The sequence below is a fragment of the Paraburkholderia bengalensis genome, from assembly GCF_037126505.1.
Classification (GTDB): domain Bacteria; phylum Pseudomonadota; class Gammaproteobacteria; order Burkholderiales; family Burkholderiaceae; genus Paraburkholderia; species Paraburkholderia bengalensis.
The window spans coordinates 22,332-36,984 of record NZ_JACFYJ010000034.1; the positions used below are offsets into that span (position 1 = coordinate 22,332).

At 62.5% G+C, this 14,653-nt stretch carries 10 protein-coding genes; 3 read left to right on the forward strand and 7 right to left on the reverse strand.

What is annotated here, in order from left to right; all coding sequences use genetic code 11:
- Positions 1–118: 118 nt before the first annotated feature.
- Genes H3V53_RS20505 through H3V53_RS20515 form a run of 3 tightly spaced genes read right to left on the reverse strand, consistent with a single transcriptional unit; the run spans position 119 to position 3,397 of the window.
- The gene (locus H3V53_RS20505; protein WP_336599520.1) at positions 119–1,369 is read right to left on the reverse strand and encodes an ABC transporter ATP-binding protein; all 1,251 of its coding nucleotides are present in this window, start codon (positions 1,367–1,369) and stop codon (positions 119–121) included.
- Positions 1,366–2,148 carry an ABC transporter permease gene (locus tag H3V53_RS20510; protein WP_336599521.1) on the reverse strand — a complete coding sequence of 261 codons (783 nt, stop codon included), beginning with the start codon at positions 2,146–2,148 and terminating at the stop codon, positions 1,366–1,368. The genes H3V53_RS20505 and H3V53_RS20510 overlap by 4 nt, the downstream gene beginning before the upstream one ends.
- Positions 2,149–2,191: 43 nt before the next feature.
- A complete protein-coding gene (locus tag H3V53_RS20515; protein ID WP_336599522.1) occupies positions 2,192–3,397 on the reverse strand; it encodes a glycosyltransferase family 4 protein in 1,206 nt (401 codons plus the stop codon).
- A 288-nt stretch (positions 3,398–3,685) separates the two neighbouring features.
- Here H3V53_RS20515 and H3V53_RS20520 point away from each other — a divergent pair, with 288 nt between their 5' ends.
- From H3V53_RS20520 to H3V53_RS20530, 3 genes are read left to right on the forward strand one after another with little or no spacing between them, the layout of a single operon-like run.
- Positions 3,686–5,422: a type I secretion system permease/ATPase gene (locus H3V53_RS20520; protein ID WP_419539525.1), complete on the forward strand. Its 1,737-nt coding sequence runs from the start codon at positions 3,686–3,688 to the stop codon at positions 5,420–5,422.
- A 14-nt stretch (positions 5,423–5,436) separates the two neighbouring features.
- Positions 5,437–6,801, forward strand: coding sequence for an HlyD family type I secretion periplasmic adaptor subunit (locus tag H3V53_RS20525; RefSeq protein WP_336599524.1), 1,365 nt, complete (start codon positions 5,437–5,439; stop codon positions 6,799–6,801).
- A 4-nt stretch (positions 6,802–6,805) separates the two neighbouring features.
- Complete coding sequence (locus H3V53_RS20530; RefSeq protein ID WP_336599525.1) at positions 6,806–8,347, forward strand: TolC family outer membrane protein; 1,542 nt, start codon at positions 6,806–6,808, stop codon at positions 8,345–8,347.
- A gap of 80 nt (positions 8,348–8,427) precedes the next feature.
- Here the strand turns inward: H3V53_RS20530 and H3V53_RS20535 are convergent, their stop codons facing one another.
- The 4 genes from H3V53_RS20535 to H3V53_RS20550 form a co-directional block, all read right to left on the reverse strand.
- Positions 8,428–8,817 (reverse strand): hypothetical protein, encoded by a 390-nt coding sequence (locus H3V53_RS20535; RefSeq protein ID WP_336599526.1) that lies wholly within the window; start codon positions 8,815–8,817, stop codon positions 8,428–8,430.
- A gap of 146 nt (positions 8,818–8,963) precedes the next feature.
- Positions 8,964–10,046 (reverse strand): acyltransferase family protein, encoded by a 1,083-nt coding sequence (locus H3V53_RS20540; RefSeq protein ID WP_336599527.1) that lies wholly within the window; start codon positions 10,044–10,046, stop codon positions 8,964–8,966.
- A 433-nt stretch (positions 10,047–10,479) separates the two neighbouring features.
- Positions 10,480–10,749 carry a hypothetical protein gene (locus H3V53_RS20545; RefSeq protein ID WP_336599528.1) on the reverse strand — a complete coding sequence of 90 codons (270 nt, stop codon included), beginning with the start codon at positions 10,747–10,749 and terminating at the stop codon, positions 10,480–10,482.
- 162 nt (positions 10,750–10,911) lie between these two features.
- Complete coding sequence (locus tag H3V53_RS20550) at positions 10,912–14,397, reverse strand: beta strand repeat-containing protein (RefSeq protein WP_336599529.1); 3,486 nt, start codon at positions 14,395–14,397, stop codon at positions 10,912–10,914.
- Positions 14,398–14,653: the final 256 nt, after the last annotated feature.

Sequence of the window (14,653 nt, forward strand, 5' to 3'; positions counted from 1 at the left end):
CGGCCGTCCGGTAGGTCCGAGGGCCGTGAAACAGGTTGCATGAAAGCGTCTTGCGCCGGCGCGCGCGTCGCCGCTTCTGCCTTGACGCGTTCAATAAGAGCGGAGAGTGCCGCATTGGTCATGATTGTGTGGTTGCGAATTCGGCGGAATCCACCGTGAGTTGCTGAAATTCGACGGGCACATAGCACAGCCCCGAAAACGGCGTGTGTGTGAAGCCCGCGATCTCGAACGTGGCCGCTGCGTCCCACCAGTGCTGGCAATCGTGGACGTGCGTGTCATCGGTATGCAGGGCGACCGTCAAGGTGTACTTGCCGGGCGCGAAGTTGAGCGGCAAAGTGAAGCGGCACTCGCCGTGTTCGCCTTGCTGGAATACAGCTTGTTTGCCGAGCAGCGATGTGTTCGTGCCGAACACATCCTGGCCGAAGCGGTCTCGAATCAGGATACCGACCGACAGATTCGCGTCCTGCGACGATTCGCAGGACAGCGTGATCGTCACCTGCTCGCCCGAACCGAACCGGTCCCCAACGCCGAAGCGGTTTGCGATCGTGACTTGCCGGATTCGCGTGCGCATCGCACCGTACGATCCCTGTTCTGCATTGCGCGCATTCGTCGTCTCGTCGCCGATGCCCGCTATCAGGCGGTAGTAGTTCTGCCCGGCCTCGTCCGGTGCGCCATCGAAGATCACCTTGCCGTCCGACAGCAGCAGCGCGCGGTTGCACAGCAGCTTCACCGAGTTGATGTCATGCGATACGTACAGGATGGAGCCGCCGCGATCGCGGAAGGCACGGATTCGCTTCAGGCACTTTTGCTGGAAGCGCGCGTCGCCGACGGCCAGCGCTTCGTCGACGATGAAGCACACGGGGTCCGCGTGAATCGCGATCGCAAAGCCCAGCCGCATCACCATGCCCGACGAGTACGTGCGCACGGGAGCGTCGATGAATTCACCGAGCTCCGAGAACGCGATGATGTCGTCGAGGCGCGCGGCGATCTCGTCGCCCGCCATGCCGATCAGGCGCGCGTTGACCGCGATGTTGTCCCGGCCTGACAGCTTCGCATCGAAACCCGTGCCCAGTTCGAGCAGGCCGGTGATGCGGCCGTTACGCCGGATCATGCCCGCGTCCGCTTCGAGCACGCCGCTGATGAGCTTCAGCAGCGTCGACTTTCCCGCGCCGTTCTGCCCGAGCACACCGATCGCCTCACCGCGCGCGAGGGAGAACGACACGTCGTCGAGCGCGACGTGGCGGCGATAGCGCGCCTTGCCCGTCAGTCCCTGCAGCAGACGGTCTACCGGGCGTTTGTAGATGTTGAACTGCTTGCGCAGATTGTCGACCACCAACACGGGTGCGTGGCCCGATGCGTGACTGATCACAGCAAGTCCCTCACTTCAGCGCCCAACCGGCCAACCAGCGCGCGGCCCGCGACCAAGCTCACTGCGCAGGTCGCCGCGAGCGCCGCAATCTCCTTGAACGGCGGCCAGCGATGCCACACCACGATGTCGTGCACGGCATCGACAGCCCAGAACACGGGATTCAAATGCATCGCATGCTGCGCCCACAGTGGCAGGATATCGGCGAGGTACACGACGGGTGTCAGCCAGAATCCGAACTGCAATGCGATGGTCAACACGTTTTTCACATCGGGAATGAACACGTCGATCGTACCTAGCATGATGCCGATGCCATAAGCAAACGCGCTCACCAGCAGAACGACGGCAGGCAGCAGAAACCACCGGCTGCTGAGCGGATGACCGACCACAAGCAGGAAGACGGCGAAGAACGTCATCGCGATTGCGTAGACGGCCCACTCCGCCACGACGATGTGAAGCGGCATGATCCAGAGATCCACGCCGATCTTGCGGATCAGATGCGCCTTGCCGCTATACACCGATGCAAGCCGGCTCACGATATTGGCGAAGAGATTCCACATCAGCAGACCGCTGATCAGATACACCGTGTACAGATAAGGGTCCGTGTCGGCGCCGAGCCGCGCCCGCATGAAGTGCGAAAACACCGTGCTGAACAACACGATGAACGCGAGCGGCTGCAATAACAGCCACGCAGCGCCAAGCGCGTTCTCGCGATGACGGTCGACAAGCTCCTGTCGTGCCAGCAGCCAGACGTGGTCGACGCTGGTTCTGAAGCTAACCATGATGGGCATTCCGGTTGAGGGATAAGCGAGTAGGGTCGCGGGACTAGACGACTACCTGTCTGTACACGTCGAGCGTCTCTTCCGCGGAACGCTGCCAGCTGAACCCCGCCGCGCGCTTTCTGCCACGCGCGACCAGCAGCGCGCGCAGCGCCGCGTCGTCGATCAGCATCTGCATCGCTTCCGTAAAGCCCGCGATGTCGTCCGCATCGCGGAAGAGTCCCGCGTCGCCTGCCACTTCGACGAGCGCGTGCGCGTTGGAGCAGATCACGGGCACACCCGCCGCCATCGCCTCGATGACGGGCAACCCGAATCCTTCGTATAACGACGGATAGACGAGCGCCAGCGCGCCCGCCGTCAGCATCGGCAGCGCCTCGTCCGGCACGTAGCCGAGCTTGCGCACGGTGCCGTCGTTCAACGACGTTGCCAGCGCTGCGTGCAGCGACTCGGTCAGCCACCCTTCGCCGCCAATCAACACGAGGGGAAAGCGGCGCCGCACGGGCATCGGCAAGCACGCGTGCGCATCGAGTGCGGCATGCAGATTCTTGCGCGGCTCCAGCGTGCCCACGGCCGCGAAGTACTGTCCGTGCACGAGCTCGTAGCGCGACATCACTTCGAGCGTTTGCGCCGCCGTGTAGGGCATAAAGCGTTCCGACACGCCGTTGTGAACAACGCGCAGCTTCTCCGGCTGCGCGCCGAAGCACGCGATCAGCTCGTCGCGCACGAACTCTGAAACGACGATCACGCGATCCGCACGTTCGAGCGCCGCCGGAAAGTTGTTGCGCAGGAGCGCAAGCCGCGCTGCCGGATGATGTTGCGGATAACGCACCCACGACGCATCGTGTGCGGTGATCACCGTTGGCCCGTCGAAGCGGAACGGAATGAAGTTCGGATCGTGATAGACCTGCGGCGCCGCATTGCGCCCCACGCCGCGGTCGAAGCGAAACTGTTCGACATGCGGCATGTATCGGTAGGCCGCGGGCACGTATCGGCGCGCAAATCGTTTCACCATGCCGGCCATCCGCGTGCGCAACGACGCAGAGCCGTGCGATGCCGCCGCCGAAGGGCCGCTACCCGACGCAATCGATGACGACCAGTGCGTGCCGTAAAAGAACCGCACCTCATGGCCGCGCTGCACGAATTCCTGCGCGAGATGAAATGCGTATTGCCCTATCCCCGTAAGCGGTGTGAGCAGTGCCCGGCCACCCAATGCGACTCTCAGCGGCGCCCCCGAAATCTGTTTCTCGACCATTCGTGATTTATTTATCGATGTGCACAGCGTATAGCGACGTAAGTATCGTCGTTGTGCGCGCATTGATATGTGACGGCCATCACATATTCGACACCCCTGTATTCGTGTGACAGCGATCACATTCTTGCGCTTGCCGTTACCGCAGAATGGCGCCTCGCGGGTGGACACTATTGCGACTTCACCTTGAAAAAGGCGGCGAACCACCAGTCGCGCGAGAAAGAGACCATACCCGTACGACGCGGGCGTCAGGAAATGACAACGAATTTAAAACTTCCAACGAATGAGATCGTGCAGGCGCTGTTGGGCTACAAGCGCGTGTTCCGCACGATAGGCATCTTCAGCATGTTCATCAACCTGTTGATGCTGGTGCCGTCGCTGTACATGCTGCAGGTGTATGACCGGGTGATACCGAGCCGCAACGGCGTGACTCTCGCCATGCTCACGCTGATGATGCTCGGTATGTACGGGCTGTCGGCTGCGCTCGAGTATGTGCGCAGCTTCATCGTGATCCGTGTCGGCGCGAAGCTCGACATGCAATTGAACTCACGTGTTTATACGGCAAGCTTCGAATCCAACCTCAAGCGGCAAGGTGTGAATGCGGGCCAGTCACTCAACGACCTCACGACGATCCGCCAGTTCGTGACGGGCAATGCGTTGTTCGCGTTCTTCGATGCGCCGTGGTTCCCTGTCTATCTGATCGTGATCTTCGCGTTCAACTTGTGGCTCGGTCTGTTCGCGGTTGCAGGTTCGGCCATTCTCGTGGTGCTGGCCGTGGTCAACGAGCGCGTATCGCGACAACCTCTCGCCGATGCAACCCAGCTGTCGATCCGCTCGACAGCGCTCGCGACGAGCAATCTGCGCAATGCTCAGGTTATCGAAGCAATGGGCATGCTGCCCGATCTGCTGTCGCGCTGGTCGGTGCTCAACACCGGCTTTCTCGCACGCCAGGCCGAAGCGAGCGAAAAGGCCGCGCTGGTCGGCAACGTCACCAAGTTCGTGCGCCTGTCGCTGCAGTCTCTCGTGCTCGGTCTCGGCGCATTGCTCGCGATTCGCGGCCAGGTGACCTCGGGCATGATGATCGCGGGTTCGATCCTGATGGGCCGCGCGCTCAGCCCGCTGGAGATGGTGATTTCCGTGTGGCGCCAGTGGAACGGCGCAAAGGGCGCCTACAACCGGCTGGCCGAACTGCTAGACGCCAATCCGGCGCGACGCATCGGCATGACGCTGCCGGCGCCGTCAGGCAATCTGACGCTCGAAGGCGTGAGCGCCGCTCCGCCGGGTATTCGCGTGCCCGTGCTGCAGAACCTCAATTTCGCCATCGAGGCAGGCGATGTGGTCGGCGTGATCGGTCCGAGCGCCTCTGGGAAGTCGACGCTCGCCCGCTTGCTCGTCGGCGTGTGGCCCGCCGCGCTCGGCACGGTGCGTCTCGATGGTGCGGACATCTATCAGTGGAACAAGGACCAACTCGGACCGCACATCGGCTATCTGCCGCAGGATATCGAACTGTTCGGCGGCACGATCGCCGAGAACATTGCACGCTTTGGGCAGATCGATTCCGCGAAGGTCATCGAGGCCGCGCGCCTCGCAGGTGTCCACGACATGATCTTGCGGTTGCCGCAAGGCTACGACACGCCCGTCGGTGACGGTGGCTCGGGCCTCTCGGGGGGCCAGAAACAGCGCATCGGTCTCGCTCGCGCGCTGTATGGCGACCCCGCGCTGATCGTGCTCGACGAGCCGAACTCGAACCTCGACGAAACGGGCGAAGCCGCGCTCAAGCATGCGATCGACCTGTTGCGCCAGGCCGGCAAGACCGTCATTCTGATCACGCACCGCACCAGCATCATCGCGGCAACCACGAAGCTGCTGCTGCTGGTCGAAGGGCAATTGCGTCTCTACGGCCCGACGGCGCATGTGATGGCCACGTTATCGAAAGCACCCGCGCAGCAGGCCGCTCCTGCCGCCGCAGCGCCGCAGCCCACGCAAGCCCAGCCCTCCTCCGTCGAGACCGCCGACTCCACGGCCTGACCTCGAGAATCATCATGTTCAATCCAGCAAGCAAAAAAGCGGGCGCACCCGCGCTTGAAGTACTCGGCACGTCGTTGCCGCCAGAAATCCAGACCGACGAGCTGCGCTACGTCAAGGTCGGCTGGACCATCGTTCTCGTCGGTGTCGTCGGCTCCCTGCTGTGGGCCGCGTTCGCGCCGCTCAGCAAGGGCGTTCCTGTTCAGGGCACGGTCGTCGTCACCGGCAACCGCAAGCAGATCCAGCACCCGACGGGCGGAATCGTCGAAGATATCCTCGTGCACGACGGCGACGTGGTCAAAGCCGGCCAGGTGCTCGTGCGGATGAACGCCGTGCAGGCCCGCGCGCAGCAGGCGACCATCAAAACGCAATATCTGAGCGAACTGGCTGTGCGCGCGCGCCTGGAAGCCGAGGCGACGGGCGCAAGAACAATCGTCTTTCCCGACGAACTTCTCAAGGCGGCTGCCGCGCACAATCCGCAGGTCGAGGGCGACATGCGGCTGCAGCAGGAACTGCTGAACTCGCGCCGCGCGGCATTGCAGTCGTCGATTGGCGCGCTGCGCCAGACGATGTCGGGCTACGGCGCGCAGCTCGTCGGTTCGAAAGATGCGAGCGAGCAGAAGCAGGCAGAACAAAAAGTGCTGAGCGACCAGCTCGCCAACGTGCGGCAGCTTGCCAGCGAAGGTTACGTGCCGCGCACCAAGCTGCAGGATCTCGAACGCGAGGACGCGCGCATCCAGAGCCAGATCGCCACGCAATACGGCAACTCGGCCCAGCTGGCGAGCCAGATTGCCGAAGCGCGGCTGCGCATCGCGCAGCAGCAGGAAGACTACATGAAGGAAGTCCGCACGCAGCTCACCGACGTCGAGCGGGACACGAGCGCACTGCGCAGCAAGCTAAGCGCGATCGATTTCGAAGTGGACAATACCGAGCTTCGCGCACCCGTCGACGGCACGGTGATCGGCGTCAATGTCTTCACGAACGGCGGCGTGATCGCGGCGGGCGCGAAACTGATGGAAGTCGTGCCCAGCGGCGAACCGCTCGAAGTGGAGGCAGAACTGCCCGTCAACCTGGTGGACAAGGTGCACGACGCGATGCCCGTGGACATGATGTTCACTGCCTTCAACCAGAACACCACGCCGCGCATCCCCGGAACCGTATCGTTCGTCTCGGCCGACCGGCTCGTGAACGAGCGCAACGGCACGCCGTTCTACCGCCTGCGCGTCAAAGTCTCCGCGCAAGGCATGAAAGAACTGGCGCACTACGACGTGAAGCCCGGCATGCCCGTCGAGGTTTTCGTCAAGGCAGGCGAGCGCTCGATGCTCAGTTATCTGCTCAAGCCGATCGTCGATCGCGCTAATACGGCGCTGACGGAGGATTGACGCAGTGAAGTCGATTGCAAAGAATGCGCGGCGCACGCCGCGATGTGTCAACGCGCGCTTGCGCCGTCTTTCCGTGGCTATCTGCGTCGCGCTGGCGTTCGGCGCAGCCGCGCCCGCGCATGCATTCGGCCTTGCCGAAGCGTACGATGCGGCGCTCACGCACGACCCGGTCTACGCGGCTGCCATCAAGGAGCGCGATGCAGGCGAAGCGAACCGGGCGATTGGCCTCTCTTATCTGTTGCCGAACGTGTCGGCCAATTACGCGAATTACCGCGACTGGACACGAACGACCCAGCTCGGGCAACTCTACCCAGGGGAGCCACAGACCACCGACCAGCAATATCGGGCCTACTCGACGGGAATTTCGCTGCGCCAGCCGCTCTTCAGCTATGAAGGCATCGCACGCTACCGCTATGGCAAGGCGCTGGCGCTGGCCTCCGACGCGACGTTTGCCGGTCATGGCGAAGAACTGCTCGTACGCGTGCTGACGGCGTACACCGACACGGCTTACGCGCTCGATCAGCTGGCGCTCGCGCTGGCGCAACAGAAGGCGTTCGACGAACAGCTCGCCAGCAACGAAGCGCTCTTTCGCAATGGTGAAGGAACGCGCACGGACATTCTCGAAACGCGGGCAAAGGCCGAACTCGCGCGTGCCGATGTGGTGGACGCACGCGACAACGTCGACAACATGGCGCATACGCTCGAAGCGCTCACTGGACTGAGCGTGGACAAGGACGCCAGCAACCTGGACACGCTGACCGAGAAATACAAGCCCGACGTTGCGCCTGCGGGCGACTTCGATCAATGGCACGACATCGCGCTCGACAGCAACGCAGACCTGATCGCGGAGCGGCATACGGTCGAAGCGGCGCGTCAGCAGGTCGAAGTGGCGAGAGCCGGGTTCTATCCCCGCGTCGACATCGTGGCGAGCATGGGGCGCAACCAGTCCGACTCCGTGAACACGATCGGAACACGCTATACGACGAAGTCCGTTGGCGTCGAGATAACGATTCCGCTCTATTCGGGCGGCCTCGTTTCGGCGAGTTCCCATCAAGCCAAGGCCAACTACGAGCGTGAGCAGTTCATCCTGCAGGACAAGACCGACAAGGTGCTGCTCGACGTACGCAAGCAGTACAACGTGTGCGTGAGCAGTCAGACGCGCATCGATGCGCTCGAGCAGGCAGTGGAATCCGCTACGCTGCTCATCACGGCCACCCGCAAGAGTGTGCAGGCTGGCGTGCGGACCAATCTCGACGTGCTGACGGCTGAACAGCAGCTGTATCAGTCCAGACGCGATCTGGCGAAGGCGCGCTATCAGTATCTGCTCGCGACGCTGCAACTGAGAAAGGCAGCGGGCATCCTAACAGCGAACGATCTGTACGACGTTTCGAAATGGTTCGTGCCCGCCAACGGCAATGTCGGCGTCTCAAGCGCAGCGCAGCAGAACGCGAAACGTACGGGTTACGTTATGTCGGAGCGCCTGCACCTGAACCCGCATCCCGCACCCGCGCTCGCGAACGCCGCCTGGCTGGGCCAGACGCGTTGATAGGTGCTCGACTGCCGTGTGTTCGCGGCAGGCCCGTTGCGCCGGTCGGCGCGGTAAAGCCCTGACGCATCGCCTGCGGGTTAGTTGCCCACGAGCCCGTAGGCACCCAGTGCAAAATGATCGAGCGTCGTGTAGGTGTCGTCGGCGGGCGATGCCGATGATGCCGCGCCCGCCTGCAACTCGGCCCTGGCGGCCACGAGCGCCGCCGTGCCGTCCAGGTTGTCGCTGGTAGCTTCTTTTGCCAGCGACTCGTTCAGCTCGCGAATGAACTGGCCCGCGCGCTCGCGAGTGAGCAGACAGCGGTACGTTCGTTGAGTCGTCGATACATCGTCCGTCTGTTTGACGGTGAGCGCGACATTGACCCAGCCTTCCGTGGCGGCCGGTTCGACGGTCCACTCGGCTGCCCAATGATTGGGGACGAGTGTGCCCCCGCGCTGATTTTTACCCTTCTTCCTCGATGTGACAGCCATGACGTTCTTCCGTGAAATGAGGCGGATCGGAGTGGTTATGCCACATCTCGAACGACCGGCGCCTGCACGGAAATTTATCGCAAGGTCACATCTCAAGTTGTGCGTACGCGCACACTTTGACGAGTTACATCGTTTTTATATGACGGCTAGTGGTAGCGGCTACGCATCAGCAGCCACGGTCTTTCGATCGTCGTGTAGCTGAGGCGCGCGACCAGCAGGCACAACGGAAGGAGTACCACGATCGCCGCGCACATGCCGATCCGCCAATTGACTGCTTCGAAGGCGACGCCCGCGCATTTCGCGAACAGGTACAGCACGATGCCGTGCCACAGGTACAGCGAATAGCTCGATTCGCCGATCATCCGCAGGAACCTGTCCAAGGCTCCTTCCACGGCGCCGCGCCAGCTGGTGTAGGCGACGATCACCCCACTCCACATCAGCGCCTCGACCAGCCCCCAGACGGCCCATATGGGCTGCTTGGGCTGAGGCAGCTGATAACTGGCATGGCGCGCGAGAAGGCCGAGCAATGCGACGACCAGCGCCGCCGCGACCACGCACCAGATGCCGTGCAGTCGCTGCTCTCGCAGCATGGGAACCCGCCGCGCCACCAGCGCCGCCGCCATGCCGACCAGAAACTGGTCGAAGCGGCCAAGCAGCGTCGAGTAGTACATATGGGTGGATTGGGCACTGAAGAAATACGCGCCGCAGCGCAGCAGCAGCCACAACAGGATCAGTCTCGCCAGCCAGCCGATGCCGTATTGAAGGGCAAAGCGCGCGAGAAACGGAAACAGCATGTAGAACGAAAACTCGATAGATATCGTCCAGGCCGCGCCCGTCATGAACGAGTTCGAAGTCGGCGCATTGCCCAGGTTTGACGTCAGCAGATAGAGAAGATCCGCGGGCCGGAACTCGTCGCGGCCGATCGAAGTCGCAACGACGAACATCACCACAAAGAGAGGAAATATCCGCAACAGGCGGTTCTTCATGAATGCGCCCCAACGGATGGCCGGGGCCGCCTGCGCGATGCGCGTGAAGAGAAAGCCGGACAGCACGAAGAACAGGCCGACGCCACTATGGCCTTCTGTGAGCCAGCCGGCCAGGAATGCGTGCGGATAAGGCTGCCAGTGCCCGTAGAGCACGTGGAACGTGTGATAGAGGAAAACGAGCAGTGCCGCGCCGGCTCTCAGATGATCGAGGCGGGCGTCGTACGGGATATTGACTGAGCGCATGGAGGACTTCGAGTATCGCGCCGTCCAGTCAACAATGCAGTGCGCGCATTCGGTGCGACGGCTAAAGACCCGAAGTGTAGGTGTGAAAGTGCGATTTCGATGTGACGGCCGTCACACCGTCACCGACGAACGCGCGCTATCGACCGTGCGCCATGCAGGCTCCTGCCGGGCCGGTCAGCGTAATCTTTGCAGATCCGACTCGAGTACGGCTGCGCTCAGGTCCCTGATGAGCCGCCTCGCCTGCTCTGGAAGCAGCGAAAAGTGATAGACGGCCCTGGAGTCTGCACGGCAACCAGCGGCGATATGCAACGCGATGCTGTGCGCCGTGGACTCCGTATGCCAAGAGTCGGCTGGAATGGGCGAGGTGGCGATCATGTTCATCGCCATGGCAGCGGAAGTATCGGGCTCTGTCATCAGATCATCGTGCCGCGCGTCAGGCTCCCGACAGCGAATAGTCCCATCCGCCGCCCTCTGCGGCGCGCGCGACGGACGCGTTGCGCTCGAGCTCCAGTTCACGCAGCGCCGCGTTCAGCCCCGCGACCAGTTCCCTCGCCTGCTCGTGCGTAAGATAGATGGTCTCCATCTTCTGTTCGGCGTTCGACCGGTCGGAGAACGCGCGGCCGGACAGGCGGACGGCACCTCCCTCGCTTGCCGGGTCGACGGCGATTTTCCAGCGGCCTGTGGGTATCAGTATTTCAGGCATGCACTCCCCCGAATGCGGGTCTTGTTGGGCGCAGCATGTGATGGATGTTCTTGTCGCTGCACGAAAAAAGCCAGGCTTGCGGCCTGGCTTTCGGGCGGACAACGATGTTCCGTTGTCCGCTATTCGCTGCAATTTTCGCTTTCGCGAAAATTGCCTGGGTGATTAGCCCAGCGTGATCACGCCGTTTGCGTCGATGTGGCTTGCCGCTGCGCCAGCGTAGCCAACCAGCACGATGGCTGCCGTGCCGTGACCAGCCGTTGCATCCGCCCACTGGACCATCGAGTCAGCGCCCGTAGCCGAAGCCGTGAACGTATGAGCCGTAGCGTCGTACGTACCGCGAACGATGTCGGCGCTTGCCGAGCCTGCTGCCACCGCGTGCGCGAACGTGCCAGCCAGATCGGTCGACACTGCACCTGCTGCTGCGCCCAGGTCGATCGTGTCGCCTGCGTGCAGACCCTTGACGATGTCCAGGCCCGAGACTGTGCCGCTAGCCGTGATCGCAGCACCCGTGTCGTTCGTGCCAACGCCGCTCAGCGCAGCGTACTTCAGGCCGTCGACGATGCCAGCACCGTGTGCGCCGAACGTGATGGTGTCTGCACCGAGGCCGCCAGTGATCAGGTTGCCGCCCGTGCCGACGGTGATCTTGTCGTTGCCCGAACCACCCGAGATAACGTTCCAGCCGTTGCCTGCCGTGATCGTGTTCACGCCTGCCGAACCGAGAACGTCGATGACGTTGTCGCCGTTGCCGACCGTGATCGTGTTAGCACCAGCACCACCGTGGATCTGGTTGTTGCCGTTGCCCGACGAGACCGTGTCGTCGCCAGCACCGCCCGTCAGCGTGTCTCCGCCGTCGCCGCCGACCAGAACGCTCTTCAGATCGTTCGAGGTCAGCACGTTAGCTGCCGTCGCGCTACCGATGATCTTCAGACCGTTGCCCGTTGCGGCCGAAGCGTCAACCGTCACCGTGCCCGTCACTGCGTGAGCGTCGATCACCGAGTTCACGTTCAGTGCCACAGCGCCCGTCGTGATGCTGACAGCGCCTGCACCCGACACGTTGACGTTCGTCAGTGCCGTTGCGCCCGTCAACGAACCGACCGTCAGGTTGTCGACTGCGTTCAGGTTCAGCGTTTCAACGCCAGCCACTTGCAGACCGCCGAGCGAGATCGTGCTCGTCGTTGCCAGGCCGTCGTCCGCCGTGATGCTGACGGTATCGAGCTGGCCGACTTGCGTTGCGCCTGCCACGTTGATGATCGCCGACGTCGTGGTCTGATCGACCGTGATGTGCGCGGCTTGAGCTGCCGTCAGGCCGTCCACTTCAACGCTCGCGCCATGCAGCACTACCGACGTGAATGCCGAGTTCGTGAACGTGCTCAGATCAGCGGTCACGCCGTTATTGATCTGTGCAATTTCGAAGTTCTTGAACAGGGCAGCACCCGTCGTTGCGAATGCAGCGTCGTCCGTCAGGATCAGCTTGTCCGCTGCGCCCGCGCCGCCGTCGACTGCCTTCGTTTGCAGTGCTGCACCAGCCGTGACGATGTCCGCGCCCGCGCCGCCCGTGTAGGTCTGGCCTGCGCCGATCGCGATCGTGTTGGTGCCGCTCGACTGGCTTGCGTTGATGACAGCAGCTGCGTCGAACGTGGTCGCGCCGAAGTTCACACCAGCTGCGCCCGACACGTTCACTGCTGTTGCCAGGCTTGCATGCAGGCCCGTCAGCACGTTGGTCGCGGAACCGTTGCTGACGATGTTGACCGTCGTAGCATTGTCGTCGGTGTAGGTACCAGCCGTGATGCCGCTCAGGGTGAAGGTTTCAGCGTGGTTCAGTGCCGCGTTGTTCACCGTCACGTTTGCCGACATGCCCGTAGCCGACACGTTAGCAACTGCCTGGCCTTGGATGTTCGTGAGACCGGCGTTGTCCAGCGTGACCGACGTCAGCGTGTTGTGCAGCGTCGAGTTGTCGACGATGTTGTTCGATGACGTGTAGTTGCCCGTCACGGTTGCCGAAGCAAGGTTCGTGTTGTTGGTAGCCGTCACGCTGACTGCCGAGACGTTACCTGCTGCCGTTGTATCAGCTGCCGACACCTTGTTAGCAGCAGCCAGAGCAGCTGCGGCGTTGGCGTCGTTCACTGCGTCTGCGGCGATCGCTGCGTTGCTAGCGGCCGTCGCTGCAGTTGCCAGCGGCGTCACGACAGCTTGCGCTGCCTTCACCGCGTCTGCCAGCGTGCCCGTTGCCAGTGCGTTGATGAATGCTGCGTCGATTGCAACCTTGTCAGCTGCCGTGATGAAGCCAGCGTGGAAAGCAGCCGTCGTTGCTGCCTGGATCGACAGCGGCGTCGATGCGTCTGCCGACGAGTTCGTCGCTGCGGCGATTGCCGTGGACAGAGCGCCGACACCGGCCGCCTTGGCCATTGCAGCCAACTTTGCCTTGCCCGATGCGTCCGTGTCGAGGCCCGCTGCGCTGTCTGCCGCGATCGCAGCCGTGAGTGCTGCCGCGTGAGCGACCTGATCAGCTTGCGACACAGCGCCTGCTGCCGTTGCATTGACGCTCGTGCCGCCGACGAATTGGATCGCGCCGTTCGAAGCCGTAGCCGTTTCGGTGCCTGCTGCGTTGATCTGGATCTGACCGCCGGCTGCCGAGTTCGTCACCGTCACGTTGCCAGCTGCAGCCGTCGTGCCGCCGACGACAACGTTGCCAACCTTGCTGTTGTTGATCGTGACGTTGTTGCCGCCATCGACTGCGACGCCAGCCATGCCGTTCGCCACGTTGATGTCGGTGGTCGCTGCTGCAACGACGCCGGAAATAGCGGCAGCCGAAGCCACGTTCAGGGTCTTCACACCGCTCCAGCCCGATACATCAGCGTTGGTGATGGCAGCCGTCGAGGTCAGGTTGACCGTTTCGACGTTCGTCACCGTTGCACCTGCTGCGCCGCTCAGATCGCCCGTCGCCGAAACCAGGTTCAGCGTGTCGTTGCCCGCACCGCCGTCGATCTTATCGAGCGACGTGAACGTGTCGTGACCATCCGTCGTCAGTGCTGCGTTGATCACGTCATTGCCTGCCGTGCCGACGATCGTGTCGATGCCGTTGGTCAGGTTGAACGTCTGCGAAACCGCGCCGGTGCCGATGCTGCCGATCGTCGACGACATGCTCGCAGCGGCAGTTGCTTCCGATGCCGAATCAACCACGGGCATCAGTGCTGCGCGTGCGTTGTTCGAAGCAGCGTCGCCCGTGTATGCAATTTGAGCAGCCGTCGATTGACCGACAGCCGACGTGAATGCGTTCGCGTACGCGAACTTCGCGGCGAGCGCCGATGCGTCCGTGCCCGTTGCGCCGTTGAAAATGTTCAGAGCAACCGAAGCCAGCGAGTACGTGCCGTTGTTGATGCCTTGCACGTAGAAATTCAGGCCCGGCGTATCAGCGTCATGATGAAACAGCGTTTGATAGATCGCGTTGACCTGAGCTGCCGTGTTCGACCCACCATAGAGATGCGTCGATTCAACCGAGTTGCCGAACGCGTTGATGATGACGTCCAGGTTGCCGCCCGCCTTGTCCAGTTGCGTCGCCCAGTAGTCCTGGCCTGCCGGGTCAGCCGGACGACCATAGTAGGCGATATAAGCCTTCTGAATCTGATCGTAGTATTGTGCTGCAGCCATTGATAGCTCCGAAATTATTTATACACGTGTTTGCGTCTTGAAGTGATTGGTCCCCGCGCTGACCCAACCCCCAAGGTCCGGCGTGTCCTTCAACGTCAAACGCCGACGCATTTTCAGGTGACTTACGCTGGCGTATTGTGATCGCGCTCACAAAACGCGAAATCGTGTGATCAACCGTCAACAGTCCGTGAGACAGGCAGTGGGAAATGGCATGCAATGGCCGCAATAATCACGCGCGATGGCGCACAAGATCGCG

Excerpts from the sequence above, each read along its gene's own strand:
- H3V53_RS20535 (WP_336599526.1), bottom strand. The coding sequence starts at position 8,817 with ATGGCTGTCACATCGAGGAAGAAGGGTAAAAATCAGCGCGGGGGCACA.
- H3V53_RS20515 (WP_336599522.1), bottom strand. The coding sequence starts at position 3,397 with ATGGTCGAGAAACAGATTTCGGGGGCGCCGCTGAGAGTCGCATTGGGT.
- H3V53_RS20525 (WP_336599524.1), top strand. The coding sequence starts at position 5,437 with ATGTTCAATCCAGCAAGCAAAAAAGCGGGCGCACCCGCGCTTGAAGTA.
- H3V53_RS20545 (WP_336599528.1), bottom strand. The coding sequence starts at position 10,749 with ATGCCTGAAATACTGATACCCACAGGCCGCTGGAAAATCGCCGTCGAC.
- H3V53_RS20510 (WP_336599521.1), bottom strand. The coding sequence starts at position 2,148 with ATGGTTAGCTTCAGAACCAGCGTCGACCACGTCTGGCTGCTGGCACGA.
- H3V53_RS20540 (WP_336599527.1), bottom strand. The coding sequence starts at position 10,046 with ATGCGCTCAGTCAATATCCCGTACGACGCCCGCCTCGATCATCTGAGA.
- H3V53_RS20550 (WP_336599529.1), bottom strand. The coding sequence starts at position 14,397 with ATGGCTGCAGCACAATACTACGATCAGATTCAGAAGGCTTATATCGCC.